This is a genomic window from Lysobacter sp. Soil_C_15 (assembly GCF_057657315.1).
Genome location: NZ_JBDGIR010000015.1, coordinates 44,762 through 60,909 on the forward strand (window position 1 = coordinate 44,762; position 16,148 = coordinate 60,909).

The 16,148-nt window shown below is 70.3% G+C and carries 14 protein-coding genes and 1 pseudogene; 6 read left to right on the plus strand and 9 right to left on the minus strand.

Translation table 11 applies throughout. From position 1 onward, the window contains the following. Positions 1 to 19 precede the first annotated feature (19 nt). Positions 20 to 976, minus strand: a complete 957-nt coding sequence (gene cysK, locus AC3A57_RS22300) for a cysteine synthase A (RefSeq protein ID WP_487580900.1) — start codon at positions 974 to 976, stop codon at positions 20 to 22. A 305-nt stretch (positions 977 to 1,281) separates the two neighbouring features. On the opposite strand from cysK, the gene AC3A57_RS22305 reads away from it, so the two are divergent. The 5 genes from AC3A57_RS22305 (at position 1,282) to AC3A57_RS22325 (ending at position 7,565) form a co-directional block, all read left to right on the plus strand. Then, positions 1,282 to 2,406 (plus strand): efflux RND transporter periplasmic adaptor subunit, encoded by a 1,125-nt coding sequence (locus AC3A57_RS22305; protein WP_487580901.1) that lies wholly within the window; start codon positions 1,282 to 1,284, stop codon positions 2,404 to 2,406. After that, a complete protein-coding gene (locus tag AC3A57_RS22310) occupies positions 2,399 to 2,581 on the plus strand; it encodes a hypothetical protein (protein ID WP_487580902.1) in 183 nt (60 codons plus the stop codon). The genes AC3A57_RS22305 and AC3A57_RS22310 overlap by 8 nt, the downstream gene beginning before the upstream one ends. Further along, positions 2,578 to 5,703 carry an efflux RND transporter permease subunit gene (locus tag AC3A57_RS22315; protein ID WP_487580903.1) on the plus strand — a complete coding sequence of 1,042 codons (3,126 nt, stop codon included), beginning with the start codon at positions 2,578 to 2,580 and terminating at the stop codon, positions 5,701 to 5,703. The genes AC3A57_RS22310 and AC3A57_RS22315 overlap by 4 nt, the downstream gene beginning before the upstream one ends. Positions 5,704 to 5,932: 229 nt before the next feature. Beyond that, positions 5,933 to 6,490 carry a GNAT family N-acetyltransferase gene (locus AC3A57_RS22320; RefSeq protein ID WP_487580904.1) on the plus strand — a complete coding sequence of 186 codons (558 nt, stop codon included), beginning with the start codon at positions 5,933 to 5,935 and terminating at the stop codon, positions 6,488 to 6,490. After that, the gene (locus tag AC3A57_RS22325; protein WP_487580905.1) at positions 6,480 to 7,565 is read left to right on the plus strand and encodes a TrmH family RNA methyltransferase; all 1,086 of its coding nucleotides are present in this window, start codon (positions 6,480 to 6,482) and stop codon (positions 7,563 to 7,565) included. The genes AC3A57_RS22320 and AC3A57_RS22325 overlap by 11 nt, the downstream gene beginning before the upstream one ends. Before the next feature lie 265 nt (positions 7,566 to 7,830). On the opposite strand, the pseudogene AC3A57_RS22330 reads toward AC3A57_RS22325, so the two are convergent. The 5 genes and pseudogenes from AC3A57_RS22330 to AC3A57_RS22350 form a co-directional block, all read right to left on the minus strand. Further along, a pseudogene (locus AC3A57_RS22330) lies at positions 7,831 to 8,136 on the minus strand (RebB family R body protein); the annotation flags it as partial. A gap of 222 nt (positions 8,137 to 8,358) precedes the next feature. Further along, positions 8,359 to 9,786, minus strand: coding sequence for a M28 family peptidase (locus AC3A57_RS22335; protein ID WP_487580906.1), 1,428 nt, complete (start codon positions 9,784 to 9,786; stop codon positions 8,359 to 8,361). A 420-nt stretch (positions 9,787 to 10,206) separates the two neighbouring features. Then, complete coding sequence (gene mscL / locus AC3A57_RS22340) at positions 10,207 to 10,614, minus strand: large-conductance mechanosensitive channel protein MscL (RefSeq protein WP_487580907.1); 408 nt, start codon at positions 10,612 to 10,614, stop codon at positions 10,207 to 10,209. Between the two features lie 54 nt (positions 10,615 to 10,668). Beyond that, entirely contained in the window at positions 10,669 to 11,397 is a 729-nt protein-coding gene (locus tag AC3A57_RS22345) for a fumarylacetoacetate hydrolase family protein (protein WP_487580908.1), read from the minus strand. 4 nt (positions 11,398 to 11,401) lie between these two features. Next, positions 11,402 to 11,734: a hypothetical protein gene (locus AC3A57_RS22350; protein ID WP_487580909.1), complete on the minus strand. Its 333-nt coding sequence runs from the start codon at positions 11,732 to 11,734 to the stop codon at positions 11,402 to 11,404. A gap of 120 nt (positions 11,735 to 11,854) precedes the next feature. Here AC3A57_RS22350 and AC3A57_RS22355 point away from each other — a divergent pair, with 120 nt between their 5' ends. Further along, a complete protein-coding gene (locus tag AC3A57_RS22355) occupies positions 11,855 to 12,172 on the plus strand; it encodes a Rieske 2Fe-2S domain-containing protein (RefSeq protein WP_255595456.1) in 318 nt (105 codons plus the stop codon). A gap of 282 nt (positions 12,173 to 12,454) precedes the next feature. Here AC3A57_RS22355 and AC3A57_RS22360 read toward each other — a convergent pair whose 3' ends face one another. From AC3A57_RS22360 to AC3A57_RS22370, 3 genes are all read right to left on the minus strand, one after another. After that, complete coding sequence (locus AC3A57_RS22360) at positions 12,455 to 14,302, minus strand: SLC13 family permease (RefSeq protein ID WP_487580910.1); 1,848 nt, start codon at positions 14,300 to 14,302, stop codon at positions 12,455 to 12,457. A 124-nt stretch (positions 14,303 to 14,426) separates the two neighbouring features. After that, positions 14,427 to 15,203: a tRNA (guanosine(46)-N7)-methyltransferase TrmB gene (gene trmB, locus AC3A57_RS22365; protein WP_487580911.1), complete on the minus strand. Its 777-nt coding sequence runs from the start codon at positions 15,201 to 15,203 to the stop codon at positions 14,427 to 14,429. Next, positions 15,203 to 15,997: a thiazole synthase gene (locus AC3A57_RS22370; RefSeq protein ID WP_487580912.1), complete on the minus strand. Its 795-nt coding sequence runs from the start codon at positions 15,995 to 15,997 to the stop codon at positions 15,203 to 15,205. The genes trmB and AC3A57_RS22370 overlap by 1 nt, the downstream gene beginning before the upstream one ends. Positions 15,998 to 16,148: the final 151 nt, after the last annotated feature.

Consider the following 16,148-nt stretch of genomic DNA (forward strand, 5'->3'; position numbering starts at 1 on the left):
CCGAACCCTGTAACCGCGCTCAACCCAGCGACGCCAGCCACTCGTCGTCGCTGCCCTCGGCGATGCCTTCGAACAGGAAGGTGCTGAGGTAGCGCTCGCCGGTGTCCGGCAGCATCGCCAGGATCACCGCGCCGGGTTCGGCGGTGCGCGCCACTTCCAGCGCCGCCGCCGCGGTGGCGCCGGCGGAGATGCCGACGAAGAGGCCTTCCTCGGCGGCGAGCCGGCGCGCGGTGTCGCGAGCAAGCACGTCGTCGACCGACAGGATCGCGTGCGCGGCGTTGCGGTTGAGCACCGCCGGGACGAAGTCCGGGGTCCAGCCCTGGATCTTGTGCGGCTGCCATTCCTTGCCGCTGAGCAGGGCCGCGCCGGCCGGCTCGCAGGCGGTGACCTGGACCTCGGGGCGGGCCAGGCGCAGCATCTCGCCGACCCCGGTGAGGGTGCCGCCGGTGCCCCAGCCGCTGACGAAATGATCCAGCCGGCGGCCGGCGAAGTCCTGCAGGATTTCCGCGGCGGTGGTGCTGCGATGGTAGGCGGGATTGGCCGGGTTCTCGAACTGGCGGGCCAGGAACCAGCCGTGCTTCTCGGCCAGTTCGGCGGCGCGCCGGACCATGCCGCTGCCGCGCTCGGCGGCCGGGGTCAGGATCACCTTGGCGCCGTAGGCGCGCATCAGCTTGCGCCGCTCGATCGAGAAGGTCTCGCTCATCGTCGCCACGAACTTGTAGCCGCGCGCGGCGCAGACCATCGCCAGGGCCACGCCGGTGTTGCCCGAGGTCGCCTCGATCACGGTGTCGCCGGGCTTGAGCAGGCCGCGCGCCTCGGCGTCGAGCACGATCGCCAGGGCCAGGCGGTCCTTGACCGAACCGCCGGGGTTGAAGGCCTCGACCTTGGCGTACAGGGTCACGTGGTCGGGGGCGAGGCGGTGCAGGCGCACCACCGGCGTGCGGCCGACGGTGTCGAGAATGCTGTCGTGGATCATGGCGAAGACTCCTGGCCGAATCCTTGGGGGAAGTGCTGCGAGTATGAACTTCGCCGGCCGGCGCGGCGGCGCCGCCGCGGTTACCGGACTGCAACACCGGTCGCGGCGCGAACACATGGCCGGCACGACTTTGCCGATACGGTGGTCAACCAATGGCCCACGCATGCGTTCATGCCCCACCGCTAGACTCGCGCGGTTTGCTGGCCGCGCGCGTCGCGTCCGCCGCGCGTTCCGTCCGCCGCAGCCCCGATCGGGCCGCGCCGGTCCGCGCCGTCGCCCCTCCGGGCCCCCGTTCAGAGAACCGCATGCGATCCAGTACCGGCCTTCCCCTGTGTTTCGCCCTCGCTTCCGCGCTCGCCCTGGCCGCCTGCGGCAAGGGCGCGGCGCCCCAGGGAGGGCCAGGTGGGGGTGGTCCGGGCGGGGGCGGCCAAGGCGGCGACCGGCCGGTGCCGGTGACGGTCGAATCGGTGCGGCTGCGGCCGTGGAACGACAGCCTGCAGGCGCTGGGCAACGTCAAGGCGCGCGAGTCGATCACGGTCACCGCCAAGGTCAGCGAAATCGTCCAGAGCGTGCACTTCGACAGCGGCGACCGGGTCGCCGCCGGCGCCTCGCTGGTCACGCTCAGCGGCAAGGCCCAGCAGGCCGCCCTGGCCCAGGCCGAGGCCGCGGCCAAGGAGGCCGAGGCGCTGTACCAGCGCCAGAGCGAACTGGCCGCGCAGCAGCTGATCGCGCGCTCGGCGCTGGACACCCAGCGCGCCACCCGCGATGCCACCCGTGCCCGGGTCGAGCAGATGAAGGCCGACATCGGCGACCGGGCGATCCGCGCGCCGTTCGCCGGCGTGCTCGGCATCCGTCAGGTCAGCCCCGGCTCGCTGGTCACCCCGGGCACGCCGATCGCCACCCTCGACGACACCGACCGGGTCTATGTCGATTTCCCGGTGCCGGAAACCCGCCTGGCCAGCCTGGCCCGCGGCCAGCGCGTCGACGGCGGCAGCGCCGCCTATCCGGGGCGCAAGTTCGAAGGCACGGTCGGCACGGTCGATGCGCGGGTCGATCCGGCCACGCGCGCGGTCACGGTGCGCGGCGAATTCGCCAATCCCGAGCACCTGCTGCGCCCGGGCATGCTGATCCAGGTGACCCTGCTGCAGCCCGAGCGCCAGGCCCTGCTGGTGCCGGAGATCGCGGTGGTCCAGGTCGGCACCGATTCCTACGTGTTCCGGGTCAAGCCCGACCAGACGGTGGAGCGCGCCGACGTGCGGGTCGGTGCGCGCCGCGAAGGCCTGGCCGAAATCGTCGAAGGCCTGAAGGTCGGCGACCGCATCGTCGTCGACGGCACCGGCAAGCTGCGCGTCGGCAGCAAGATCGCCGCCGCGACCGCCAAGGCGCCTGCGGCCCAGGCCGCCGGCGAGCAGGGCCGCAAGCATGACTGAGCCCTCGCGTCTGTCCGAATGGCTGCGCGCGCTGCTGCCGATATTGGCGGGCGCGTCGCGACCCGATGACGCGGCGGCGGACCCGGCCGCCGCCGAGCAAGGCCGCGACGGCGCCAAGCCGGCGCCGGTCTACATCGCGCCCAAACGCCGCGACGGCCGGAGCGACGGCCGATGATGCTGTCCGACGTTTCGATCCGCCGTCCCGTGTTCGCCACGGTGATGAGCCTGCTGTTGATCGTGCTCGGGGTGATGGCGTTCTCGCGCCTGACCCTGCGCGAGCTGCCGGCGATCGACCCGCCGGTGGTCTCGGTCGACGTGACCTATCCCGGCGCCTCGGCGGCGGTGGTGGAAACCCGCATCACCCAGGTGCTGGAGGACGCGCTGGCCGGCATCGAGGGCATCGAGAGCATCGAGTCGCGCAGCGTCAACGGCCGCGCCTCGATCAGCATCGAGTTCACCCTGCAGCGCGAGATCGAGGCCGCCGCCAACGACGTACGCGACGCGGTCAGCCGGGTGTCGAACCGGATGCCGGAAGAGGCCGACCCGCCGCAGATCGAGAAGGTCGAGAGCGACGCCGACCCGATCCTGTGGTTGAACATGAGCTCCAAGCAGATGGACACGCTGCAGCTGTCCGACTATGCGGAGCGCTACGTGGTCGACCGGCTGTCCTCGGTCGACGGCGTGGCCCAGGTCCGCATCGGCGGCCAGCAGCGCTACGCGATGCGGATCTGGCTGGACCAGAACGCGCTGGCCGCGCGCGGCATCACCGTCAACGAGGTCGAGGCCGCGCTGCGCGCCGAGAACGTCGAACTGCCGGCCGGCCGGATCGAATCGGAATCGCGCGACTTCACCCTGCGCGTGGCGCGCAGCTACCAAAAGCCCGAGGACTTCGCCCAGATTCCGCTGAGCAAGGGCGCCGACGGCTATGTGGTGCGGCTGGGCGACGTGGCCCGGATCCAGCTCGATTCGGCCGAGCGCCGCGCCTACTACCGCAGCAACGGCGAGCCCAACATCGGCCTGGGCATCGTCAAGACCTCCACCGCCAACAGCCTGGACGTGGCCCGGGCGATCCGCGACGAGGCCGACGTGATCCGGCCCAGCCTGCCGGAAGGCACCGACATCTTCGTCGCCTTCGACACCACCGTCTTCATCGAGTCGGCGGTCGAACGCGTGTACCACACGCTGTTCGAGGCGATGGCGCTGGTGCTGATCGTGATCTGGCTGTTCCTGGGCAGCTTCCGCGCCGCGCTGATCCCCGCGGTGACGGTGCCGGTGTGCCTGATCGCGGCGTTCATTCCGCTGTACGCGTTCGGCTTCTCGATCAACCTGCTGACCCTGTTGGCGCTGGTGCTGTGCATCGGCCTGGTGGTCGACGACGCGATCGTGGTGCTGGAGAACATCCAGCGCCGCGCCGACCTGGGCGAGCCCAAGCTGGTCGCCGCCGCGCGCGGCACCAAGCAGGTGGCGTTCGCGGTGATCGCGACCACCGCGGTGCTGGTCGCGGTGTTCCTGCCGGTCGGTTTCATGGAAGGCAACACCGGGCGGCTGTTCCGCGAACTGTCGGTGGCCCTGGCCGGCGCGGTCGCGTTGTCGGCCTTCGTCGCGTTGACCCTGACGCCGATGATGTCGTCCAAGTTCGTGCGTCCGCACAGCGAAGAGAAGTCCAACCCGATCAACCGCTGGGTCAACGCGCGCCTGGACGGGGTCGGCCGCCGCTACCGGCGCCTGCTCGATCACAGCGTCGAGCGGCCGTGGCTGTTCGGCGCGCTGATGCTGGCCGCGCTGGCGCTGAGCTTCGGCCTGTTCAAGCTGGTGCCCTCGGAGCTGGCGCCGCAGGAAGACCGCGGCTCGTTCCAGATCTCGATCCTCGGTCCGGAAGGCGCCGGCTTCGACTACACGGTCAAGCAGGTGCAGCAGGTCGAGAAGATCGTCGCCTCGCACACCGGCCCGGACCAGACCATCCAGCGCTACAACCCGCGCGTGCCCGGCGGCTTCGGCGCCAGCGAGGAAATGCATACCGGCCGGATCGCGGTGTTCCTGCAAGATTGGGACAAGCGCGAACAGAGCACGGCCCAGGTCGCCGACGGCCTGCGCGCCGAGCTCGGCCAGCTGACCGGCGTGCGTGCCTTGCCGCAGGTCGGCGGCGGCTTGGTGCGCACCCGCGGCCAGCCGATCCAGATCGTGCTCGGCGGCCCCGAGTACGCGCAACTGGCGCAGTGGCGCGACCGCCTGCTGGCGCGGATCGAACAGAACAAGGGCCTGTTCTCGGCCGACTCGGACTACAAGGAAACCCGGCCGCAGATGCGGGTCGAGATCGACCGCCAGCGTGCCGCCGACCTCGGCGTCAGCGTCACCGACATCGGCCACGCCCTGGAGACCCTGATGGGCTCGCGCCGGGTCACCACCTTCGTCCAGAACGGCGAGGAGTACGACGTGATCGCCCAGGCCGACCGGGTCCTGCGCGCTTCGCCGGAAGACCTGGCGGCGATCCAGGTGCGCGCCCGCGACGGCGGCCTGGTGCCGCTGTCGAACCTGGTCGCGCTCAACGAATTGGCCGAGCCCGGCAGCCTGAACCGCTTCAACCGCCTGCGCGCGATCACCATCAGCGCAGGCCTCGCGCCGGGCTACACCATGGGCGAGGCGATCGCCTGGCTCAACCAGGCGGTGGCCGAGGAACTGCCGGAGCAGGCCCAGATCGACTGGAAGGGCGAGTCGCGCGAATACCAGAAGGCCGGCGGCGCGGTGCTGATGACCTTCACCCTGGCCTTGCTGGTGGTGTATCTGGTGCTGGCGGCGCAGTTCGAAAGTTTCATCCACCCGTTCGTGATCATGCTGACCGTGCCGCTGGGCGTGCTCGGCGCCTTGCTCGGTCTGTGGATGACCGGCGGCACGCTCAATCTGTTCAGCCAGATCGGCATCGTCATGCTGGTCGGCCTGGCGGCGAAGAACGGCATCCTGATCGTCGAATTCGCCAACCAGTTGCGCGACGAAGGCCGGTCGATCCACGACGCGATCGTCGAAGCCTCGGCGGTGCGGTTGCGGCCGATCCTGATGACCTCGATCGCGACCGTGGTCGGCGCGGTGCCGCTGGTGCTGGCCGGCGGTCCGGGCTCGGCCAGCCGGGCGACGATCGGCGTGGTGGTGATCTTCGGCGTCTCGTTCTCGACCCTGCTGTCGCTGTTCATCGTGCCGGCGTTCTACGTGTTGCTGGCGCGCTACACCAAGTCGCCCGAAGCCGTCGCGCACGAGCTGGAGAAGCTGGAACAGGAAACCCCGCAGGCCGGCGGCCACGCTTGACCGAGCTTGTGTAGGAGCGGCGTAAGCCGCGACAGCCGCAGCGGTGCTCGAACGCGCACAGGCCGAAGCCCATGAGCCGGCCGGCCGCCGGCTTTACCGTTCATCCGGTCTGCGGACAAAGCGCTGGCGTACATCGCTGCGGTTGTCGCGGCTCACGCCGCTCCTACAGGGGCGGGGCGCGTTTCGGCTTGGGTTTGCAGGCCGGCGGCCGGCTAATTAGGCTTACCGCATGAACGCCCCCGCTTCCCCTGCCGGCCCCCTTGTGGGCGACGGCTTCGTCCTGCGCCGCTGGCGCCGCGACGACCTGGACAGCCTGGTGGCGCACGCGCACGACGAGCAGGTTTCGCGCGCGACCAGCGACCGCTTTCCCTATCCCTACACGCGCCAGGACGGCGAGCGCTTCCTCGCCGGCGAGGTGGTCGATCTGAACGCCTCGGTGTTCGCGATCGAGATCGACGGCCAGGCGGTCGGCGGCATCGGCGCGCGCCCGGGCCAGGGCGAGCGCGCCCATTGCGCCGAGTTCGGCTATTGGCTCGGCCGCCGGCTGTGGGGCGGGGGTGTGATGACCCGGGTGGTCGCCGCGTATGCGCCCTGGGCGATGCGCGAGCTGTCGTTGTATCGCCTGTATGCGACGGTGCTCGACCACAACCCGGCTTCGGCGCGGGTGCTGTTGAAGAACGGTTTCGACGAAGAAGGCGCGCAACGCTGCGCTGTGTACAAGCGCGGGCAACTGCACGATCTGCGGGTGTTCGCCAAGGTTAGAAGGAGTCTGGACGATGCGACATGATCCTCCGCGTGGCCCGCGCAAGCCCGGCGGCACGGGTGAGAGCCCCTGGCGCAGCTCGCCGCGCCGCGACGACGCGCGGCCGCCGCGGCCGGCCGGCGAGGAGCCGCACAGTCGCGACGCCGTGCCGCATCGCGGTCACGCTCATCCGCATTCGCGTTCGGAACGACGCGAGCAGCGCCATCGCCACGGCGACGGCCCTTATCGCGACGCCGGCCGCGACGGCGAGCGCGCGCCGCGACCGGAGCGCGCCGGCCATCGGGCCCGCGACGAGGTCCGCGCCCGTTTCGAGGACGGCGACGACGAAGGCTACGACGCGCCCTCGCCGCAGCGCGCGCGCCGCGACGCCGAGGTGCGCCTGTACGGGCTCAACGCGATCCGCGCGGTGTACGCGCGCCGTCCCCAGGCGATCCGCAAGCTGTATCTGGACGCGCCGCGGATTCCGCAGTTGCAGCCGCTGCTGGCCTGGTGCGTGGCCAACCGGGTCGGTTACCGGGTGGTCGAGCAGGAGGACCTGGACCGCCTGGCGGCGAGCAGCCACCACGAAGGCGTGGTCGCCGACGTGTTGCGCGAAGAGCCGGTGTCGCTGTCGGAATGGCTGCGCGATCTGCCGGCCGGGCCGCAGCTGGCGCTGTGGCTGGACGGGGTCGGCAACCCGCACAACCTCGGCGCGATCCTGCGTTCGGCCGCGCATTTCGGCGTGAGCGCGGTGCTGTTGCCGAAAGAGGCGAGCCTGGCCCTGTCCGGCGCCGCCGCGCGCGTCGCCGAGGGCGGCGCCGAAGCGGTGCCGATGGTGCGCATGGGCCGCAGCGACAACGCCCTGGCGCAGTTGCGCGGCGCCGGCTTCGCCCTGGCCGCGACGGTGGTGAAGGGCGGCGACGACCTGTTCCGCGCGCCGCTGCCCGAGCGCCTGGTCTACGTGCTCGGCGCCGAGGGCGAGGGCATGGACCGCGAACTGGCCGCGGCCTGCGACCAACGCCTGTCGATCCCGGGCTCGGGCCAGGTCGAAAGCCTCAACGTCGCCGCGGCCACCGCGGTGCTGCTGGCGGCGTGGCGCGGTTTCAGACCAGCCGCTTGATGCGTTCCAGCAGTTCCGCGTAAGCCTCGGCCTGCTCCGGCGACTTCAGCATCGCGCTCAGGCACACCGCGCTGGCGGCTTCCTGCAGCACCTGCATCCGCTGCCGGTGCTGGGCGGTGCCGACCTGCTCCAGGGCGGCGACGAAGGCATCGGTGCAGGCGCGCTGGCCGTAGGCGAAGTCGCCGATCGCGCCGAGCACCTTGTCCTGGGCGAAATTCACCGCGTCCTTGACCTGGCCGGAGACTTCGCTGCCGAGCTGGGCGTTCTGGGTCGAGGCAAAGGCGTTCAGCGCTTGCGCGGTGTCGTTCACGGCGGTCTCCACTCGTTGCGGGCCTGCGTCGGACGCGGTGTCCACGCTGTACAGCTGCATCACGCCCTGGGTCAGGGACGCCTGCGCGGTGATCTGCAGTTGCTGTTGGCCGGTCACGGCGTCCATGTACAGGATCGAAAGCGCGTGCGCGACCGATTGGTAGATCGAGCCCATCGCGATGGCCGGCGCTTGGCCGAGGACTTTGACGTTGGCCTGGGTGACGGCGTCGGTGATTTGCGGATTTACGACGGTGTCCGGCATTGGATTCCCCCTGTGCAAGTGAGCGGCATGCAGCCGTGCGTCCTGGAATAACGCAAAGCGCGGCCGCAACCGGGCGCGCTTCGCGACGATTCTGTGACCGGGAGAAACTGTCCGCGCCGATAGGGCGTCCCTGAGCGCGCCCAAGCGCGCCGCCCCCGGCGGCAAAAAAAGAGGAACGAGCGGACCCCGCCCGTTCCTCTGCGCTCGTTCGCTCTTGAAGCCTCACTCCTCCGGCGGCGTCACCTGCTTCGGCGCGCTGCCGAAATCGCCCTCGGCCGAGGCCGCCAGATAGGCGAACACCGCATAGGCGGCGACGTTCTGCGCCAGCGCCTTGGGGTCGATCTTGTCCAGGGTGTCGTCGGGCGTGTGGTGGTAGTCGAAGTAGTCGCTGCCGTCCTGCGCCAGCCGCGCCCAGGCCAGGCCGCCGGCGGCGAACGGCGAGATGTCCGGGCCCGGGCCGCCCTTGCCGGGCGTGTGCTCGATGCCCAGCGGCGCCAGCGCCTCGGCGATCTGCTTGTCCGCCGCCTGGGCGTAATCCGGCGCCGAGCTGGAATAGGCGTAGATGCGGCCCGCGCCGAAGTCGCTCTCGGCGCCGATCTGGTGCTTGGCCACGTCCTTGGCGTGCTTGAGCGCGTAGGCCTTGCCGCCGTGCAGGCCCTGTTCCTCGTTGGCGAAGGCGATCACCCGCACGCTGCGCGCCGGACGCAGCTTGGTCTGGCCGATCAGCTTGGCCGCCGCCATGGTCAGGCCGACGCCGGCGCCGTCGTCGATCGCGCCGGTGCCCAGGTCCCAGGAATCCAGGTGGCCGCCGATGATCACCACTTCCTCGGGCTTGCTCTTGCCGCGGATCTCGCCGATCACGTTGTGCGAGGTCGCCTGGCCGTCCCAGCCGCAGTCCAGGGCGACGCGCACCTGCACCGGGCCGCGCGCGGCCAGGCGGGCGAGCTGGTCGGCGTCGGGCGCGGCCAATGCGGCCGAGGGAATCGGGGTCAGGCCGTCGTCGAAGCGGGTGATGCCGGTGTGCGGGTTGCGGTGCGAGTCGGTGCCGGCCGAGCGCATCAGGAAGGCCGAGGCGCCGGCGCGGATCGCCGCCGACGGGCCGCGGCTGCGCACGCGTCCGCCGGGGCCGTAGCCGGCGCCGTCGCGAGCCCGCTCCATGCGGTAGTCGACGAAGGCGATCTTGCCGGCCAGCGAACCGGCCGGCGCGGCCTCCAGCGCGGCCAGGTCGGCGAAGCGCACGACCTCGGCTTCGACCTTGCCGGCCGGGCTGCCGCCCAGCGCGGTCAGCGCCAGCGGCTGGCGATGGGCGCCCAGCACTTCGGCGTGTTCGCTGCGGCGCTCCCACTTCGGGAAGGTCACCGGTTCGATCCAGACCTTGTCGAAGCCCAGTTCCTTGAACTTGGCCTGCGCCCACTGCACCGCGCGCGCATCGGCCTCGCTGCCGGCCAGGCGCGGGCCGACTTCGGTGGTCAGCGACTCGGTGATGCGATAGCCCAGGTCGCTGGCCAGGGCGCGTTCGCGCAGCTCGGGCACGGCGTCCAGCGCAGCCTGCGGAATGCGCGTTTCGCGCTGGGCCGCCGCGGCGCCGCCGGCCGCGATCGAACCCGAGAACAACACGGCAGCCAACGCTGCCCACAACGGTGCGCGCATCCCCATCTCCTGGTCCTGGCCCGCCGCCCGGGAGGTCGGTCGGCATAAGGCGAAACCGCGAGCTTAGCAACCGCGATGGGCGTCGCTATCTGAGGAAAGTCACGCCGGACTTGAGCGGTTTTTGTCGCTGGCTATCGCCGCGTTTGAGGCGGTGGCTGCGGGGCTTTGCCGGATGTGGCGATTGGCCCGGCTCGTGTAGGAGCGGCGTGAGCCGCGACAGCCGCAGCGGTGTACGAGAGCGTCTTGTCCGAAGACCGATTCGGTGGGCAAACGAGCCGGCGCAGGGCGGCACGGCTTCGGACGCCGCGCTGGCGTCAACTGCTGCGGCTGTCGCGGCTTACGCCGCTCCTACAAAAGCGCGGCGCGCAAACGCGAACGGCCGCGCGGGGCGCGGCCGTTCGCAGGCGAAACCGGGACAGCTTACTTCTTCAGCGAATCGCGGATCTCGCGCAGCAGCAATACGTCTTCCGGCACCGCGGTCGGCGCGTCGGCGGCCGGCTTGCGCAGGCGGTTGTAGGCCTTGAGAAACAGGAAGATCACCAGCGCGATCAGGACGAAGTCGATCGCGGTCTGCAGGAAGCTGCCGTACTTGATCGCGACCTCGGCCGCGACTTCCTTGCCGGCCGCGTCCAACTGGGCCGGCTTGAGCACGTGCTTCCAGTCGCTGACGTTGACCCCGCCGCTGAAATAACCGACCGCGGGCATGACGATGCCGTCGACCAGGGCGGTGACGATCTTGCCGAACGCCGCGCCGATCACCACGCCGACCGCCAGGTCGACCACGTTGCCGCGCGCAATGAACTCTTTGAACTCGCTGATCATGCCCATCGCATGCTCTCCCTGGTTGACGACATGAATGAGGCGCCATCGCGCCGGCGCGGACTATGCCCGGACCGGAGTGATGCGGCCGTGGAGTTCGGCCACGCCTTCCAGCGTCGCCCGATAGCGGTCGCCCGGCCGCAGCGGGCCGACCCCGGACGGGGTGCCCATGTAGACCAGGTCGCCGGCGCGCAGCGCGTACAGGCGCGACAGCTCGTGCAGGATTTCGGCGACGTTCCAGACCAGGTCGTCGAGCGAACCGCGCTGGCGCAGTTCGCCGTTGACTTCCAGGCACAGCGCGCGCGCGCCGAGCTCGCCGACGTCGGCGGCCGGAACGATGGCGCTGACCGGAGCGGCGTGGTCGAAGGCCTTGCCGATGTCCCAGGGCAGGCCCTTGGCCTTGGCCTGCGCCTGCAGGTCGCGGCGGGTCAGGTCCAGGCCGACCGCGTAGCCGTAGATCAGCCCCGGCGCGTCGGCGACGGACAGTTCGCCGGGCGGCGCATCGCGGCCGATCGCGACCACCAGTTCGACCTCGTGGTGCAGGTCGTCGGTGCCGGGCGGGTAGGGCACGTCCTCGCCGAGCTCGATCGCGTCGTGCGGCTTGAGGAAGAACACCGGCCGGCCGCGGTCGGCGGCCGAGGTCGGCACCGTCGCGCCCATCTCGCGCGCGTGCTCGGCGAAGTTGCGTCCGACGCAGTAGACGCGGCGGACCGGGAAGAACGTACCGTCGGCGACATCGGCGCCGCGGACCGGAATGCGGGTGAGCGGCGGCGCCGCGACGACGTCGGTCATGAGCTCAGCGGGCATTCGGCGTGGAAGAGCGGCCGAGCAGGGCCGGCGCGACGACGCGGTACTCGCCTTCGACCACGTCGCGGCCGCCGCGGCTGCGTGCGACCGGCCGGCCGCGACGCTTCCACAGCTTGTAGCCCAGGCCGACGGCGATCATCGCCGCGCCGACGAACACGCTGAACATCACCAGCAAGGCGAGCAGTCCCAGCCCGACCACGCCGAGCACGAACCGCAGGAGGCGATGGCGCGGCTTGCGCGGCTCGAAAGCGCTGCGCATGCGCGACTGGAACGCATTCCATTGCGACCGGTGATCGGTGAAGCGGAAGCTGTGGGCAAACATTTCGGGTGTCGTGAGACAATGCGGCCATTCGCCGGACACGTGAGTATCGTTGCAGGCATGGACGAGGGTGTGAGAACTTCGTTAAACCCGGCCGGCGGCAGCGACCCCGGCGGTCAACTATTGATCGCCCTGGAGCGCCTGGCCGACGGCGGTTTCGCCGAGGTCGAGGCGACCCTCGACGGCGACGCCGAATCGCTGGTGCTGTACCGCGACGGCGACGCCGTGCGCGCCTGGCTCAACATCTGCCCGCACGCCGGACGCCGCCTGGACTGGGCGCCGGGCCAGTTCCTCAAGAGCAAGGACGGCCTGCTGGTCTGCGCTGCGCACGGCGCCAGCTTCGAACTGCAAGCCGGGCTGTGCACCGCCGGCCCTTGCCGCGGCGAAGCGCTGCGTGCGGTCGCGGTGACGGTGCGCGACGGGGCGGTGTGGCTGGGGTGAGCGGGTAGGGTTCGGAGGCTGCACAGCTCAAAAGCTCAAAAGCAAATCCCCCCTGCCCCCCTTTTTCAAAGGGGGGAATGCTTCGGCTGGACTCGTCGTGCACCGGAAGTGCGCGCGCTTCGGCGAGGTGAGCGTCAGCGGCGCTGAGTTGCCTACGCGAAATCACTCACGCCCCAGCGCCCCACCTATCGCTCCCCCCCCCTTTGAAAAAGGGGGGCAGGGGGATTTGTTCCTGCTCGTCCGAACCCGCGCCCGCTCAGCCCGTAGCCGCTACCCGTGCGCCTACTTGCCCCAGAACAGCACGTTGACCATCAGCACCGTCACCACAGTGTAGATCAGCGACAGCGGGCCGCCGATCTTCCACAGTTCCTTGCCGCTGTAGCCGGCCGGGCCGGTGATCATCGAGATCACCGGGTTGGACGCGGTCATGAAGTTGTTCGACGCCGACAGCGCCACGATCAGCGCGAACGCGGTCGGGTTGCCGCCGGCCGCCAGGGCCAGGTTGACCGCGAGCGGCACCACCACGATGGTCGCGCCGACGTGGCTGATCACCAGCGAGAAGGCCGTAGTCAGCAGGCCGACCAGTATCTCCAGCAGCCACACCGGCGTCCCCTGCGGCAGCCGCTCGATGCTGTGCCCGGCGATCCATGCCGCTGCGCCGCTGGAATCCATCGCCCAGCCCAGCGGAATCAGGCAGGCCATCAGGAACACGGTCTTCCAGTTGATCGCCGCGTAGGCCTCGTCGATGTTGATCACCCCGGCGATCAGCATCCCGGCCACGCCGGTCATCAGCGCGATCGACACCGGCAGGCGGGAGGACAGCGCCAGCAGCATGGCCACGGCGAAGATCGCCAGGGCGATCTTGAGCTTGTGCGGGCGCTGCTCGCCCTTGGGGTAGTCGGTGACCACCACCAGGTCCTTGCTCGCCGCGGCGCTGGCCAGGTCGGTCCAGATGCTGTGGAACACCAGCATGTCGCCGGCGCGCATCGGCACGCTGCGCACGTTCTCGCGCAGCACGCTCTTGTCGCGGTTGATCGCCAGCAGGCTCAGGCCGGACTGCTTGCGCAGGTGCAGGTCGCCGGCGGTCTTGCCGATGTAGCCCGAGGTCGCCGGCACCACCGCCTCGGAAATGCCGGCGCGGCTGGGGTTGAACAGGTCGGCGAAGTTGCGCAGACGCGAGGACAGGCGCAGGAAATGGTTCTGGGCGAAGTCGGCGACCTGCTGCTTCGGCCCCATCGCGCCGAGCACGCTGCCGACCCAGATCCGGGTGTCGGCCGGCGGCGCCAGGCGCGATTCGTTGTCGCTCTTCAGCGCCAGCAGCAGCGGCGCGCCGCGCAGGGCTTCGGCCTCGCCCAGCGACATGCCGACCAGCGGGCTGTCGGCGGTGACGGTGAGCTCGTAGACGTCGCCCTCGATGCCGTAGGCCTTGGCGAAATAGCTCTGGGTGCGGGCCGGCGTCGCGCCCTTCTCGCCGTCGTCGCGCAGCAGCTTGTCGCCGAAGAAATGGAAGTAGGCCAGCGAGGCGGCGAGCAGGGCCAGGCCGATCGGCAGCGGCGCGAACATCTTCAAGGGCTCGATGGTCGCCGCGCCCGAAGGCAGGTTGCTGTTGGCGTTGAGCAGCAAGTCGTTGAGCAGGATCAGCGGCGAATTGCCGACCATGGTCAGCGCGCCGCCCATGACGATCGCGGCCGCGATCGGCAGCAGCAGCCGCGGCAGGGACAGGCCGGTGCGCGAGGACAGGCGCGAGGCGACCGGCATGTACAGCGCCATCACCGACGGGTTCTGCATGAACGATGAATTGAGCCCGGCCACCGCGGTGGTCAGCAGCAGCAGGCGTTGCTCGATGCCGTGCGCGCGCCGCAGCAGCCAGCCGGCCAGCCGGTTCAGGGCGCCGGTGCGGTCGAGCCCGGCGCCCAGGATCATGGTCGCGATGATGCTGATCACCGCGTTGCCGGAGAAGCCGTTGAACAGCTCGTCCGGCTCGACCAGCCCGGACAGGCCGAGCAGCACCAGCACCACCAGCGCGACCACGTCGGCGCGGATGCGTTCGAACAGGAACATCGCCATCGTGAACACCACCAGCCCGAGAACGAGCTTCATGTCGGTGGTGAGCGCGAGGGCGGTGTCCATCAGCGGCGGGAACAGGGAATGGGGAGTGGGGAATCGTTAAAGCGAACGAACCCGCCGACCGGCGATTCGGGCCTTTGCGCATGTCGCCAATAGTCCGCCACGGTTTCCAAGCCAGTCTCCGGTCCTATTCCCCATTCTCCGTTCCCGATTCCCGGACTCGGTCGTACAACAGATCCCACACCCCATGCCCGAGCTTCTGGCCGCGGGTCTCGAAGTGGGTTTGCGGGCGCCAGTCCGGTCGCGGCACGCTGCCGCGCGGGCCAGCGCGGTTGGCCAGGCCGGGGGTGGCATCGAGCACGTCCCACATCTGCTCGGCATAGTCTTGCCAATCGGTGGCCAGGTGCAAGCGGCCGTCGGCGGCGAGCTTGCGCACCAGCAGCTGCGCGAACGCGGGCTGGACCAGGCGGCGCTTGTTGTGGCGCTTCTTGTGCCAGGGGTCGGGGAAGTAGATCCGGATCTCGTCCAGCGAACCGTCGGCGACTTCGTGGTTGAGCACCTCGACCGCGTCGTGGTGGTACAGGCGGACGTGGTCGCTGGCGTCCTCGGCCAGGGCGTTCAGCAGCCGGCCGACGCCGGGGGCGTGGACCTCGATGCCGATCAGGTCGCGCTCGCGGTCGTGCTGGGCGGCGAAGCGCAGCGCCTCGCCGTTGCCGAAGCCGATTTCGAGCACGCGCCTGGCATGGCGGCCGAAGATCGCGTCGTAGTCGCGCGGCGCGCCCTGGTAGTCGATGCCGAAGCGCGGCCACAACTCGTCGAAGGCGCGCTGCTGGGCCGGGGTGAAGCGGCCCTGGCGCAGCACGAAGCTGCGCACCTGGCGGCGGCCTTCCTCGATCGTGAACGGCTTGGGCGGGACCTTGCCCTCGCCCGGGCCGGGTTTGTCCTTGGAACCGGAGTCCGTCATCAGCCGATCAATCCGTCCACCGGCGAGGACGCGCTGGCGTAGCGCTTGCGCGGGATCCGGCCGGCCTTGAACGCGGCGCGGCCGGCCTCGATCGCCAGCTTCATCGCATGCGCCATCAGGATCGGGTCGCGGGCGCCGGCGATGGCGGTGTTCATCAGCACGCCGTCGCAGCCCAGCTCCATCGCGATCGCCGCGTCCGAGGCGGTGCCGACGCCGGCGTCGACCAGGATCGGCACCTTGGCGTTCTCGACGATCTCCAGCAGGTTGTAGCGGTTCTGCACGCCCAGGCCGGAGCCGATCGGCGCGGCCAGCGGCATCACCGCGACGCAGCCGATCTCCTCCAGGCGCTTGGCCAGGATCGGATCGTCGGAGGTGTAGACCATCACGTCGAAGCCGTCCTTGACCAGGGTCTCGGCCGCGGCCAGGGTCTGGACCACGTCGGGGAACAGGGTGCGCTGGTCGCCCAGCACTTCCAGCTTGACCAGCTTGTGGCCGTCGAGCAGCTCGCGCGCCAGGCGGCAGGTGCGCACCGCGTCCTCGGCGTTGTAGCAGCCGGCGGTGTTGGGCAGCAGGGTGTAGCGGTCCGGCGGCAGCACGTCGAGCAGGTTGGGCTCGCCGGGGTTCTGGCCGATGTTGGTACGGCGGATCGCCACGGTCACGATTTCGGCGCCGGCGGCCTCGGTGGCCAGGCGGGTCTGTTCGAGGTCGAGGAACTTGCCGGTGCCGGTCAACAGGCGCGAGCGGTAGGTCTTGCCGGCGATGACCAGCGGATCGGAGAAGGCGGTATTCGTCATCGTCGAATTATGTCGGATATCGGCCGGCGCTTGGACCCCGGGGCTGAGCGGGGACTGACGAGCGAGCAGCGAGCGAAGGGGGCGAAGCAGGGAGCAAAGGGAGGCAGGGGATCCAGCTCGCTTGATCCCCTCCGTCCCTGGGCGGTCGCCA